Genomic DNA, 696 nt, shown 5'->3' on the forward strand with positions numbered 1-696 from the left:
AAATTCAGCGACTGTGACATTGCTTTCATATCCAAATCTTCTATACATACACAATCATAATCATTGGCTATCTGCCTTGACTGCTTATGCAGGAAGTCTTTTCTTTGATTGGAAACCTTTTCATGAAGTTTTGTCACCTTAATCCTCTGCTTATTACGATTGCTTGAACCTTTCTGCATTTTGGAAAGCCTGCGTTGTTCTCTCGCTAATTTTTTCTCCGCATTTCTGTAATACTTCGGATAGGCTGGCTCCTTACCGTTACTGTCACGATACAATTCGTGCATGGAAAAATCCATACCTAAAAACTTTTGCATTTCCCTTTCCTGTACTTGATCTTCATACTCAAAAAGAATACTTGCATAGTATTTTCCGCTTGGTGTCTGACTTACTGTTACTGATTTCAGTCTATATTCCTCTGGAATAATCCTGTGCTGTTTTAAGCGGACTTGTCCAATCTTAGGCAATTTCAAATATCCGTTAGATATCGTTATGTTCCCATTGATGCAGACCGTAGAATAGCTGTTTTTATTCTGCTTTTTTGATTTGAACCTTGGAAAACCTGTTTTCAGCTGTTTGAAAAAGTTCTGAAATGCCATATCAAGGTGCCTGAGCGATTGTTGTAATGCGATACTATCTACTTCCTTTAAAAATCCGTATTCTTCCGTTTTCTTCATTGCAGCCATTTCTTTTGCACAA

At 37.4% G+C, this 696-nt stretch carries 1 protein-coding gene; it reads right to left on the reverse strand.

The genetic code is table 11. From position 1 onward, the window contains the following. Positions 1-696 (reverse strand): RNA-guided endonuclease TnpB family protein (locus G5B12_RS17035; RefSeq protein WP_174088960.1); only part of this gene is annotated, 696 nt, incomplete at both ends.

This window comes from Blautia sp. MSK.20.85 (assembly GCF_013317245.1).
Taxonomy (GTDB): domain Bacteria; phylum Bacillota; class Clostridia; order Lachnospirales; family Lachnospiraceae; genus Blautia_A.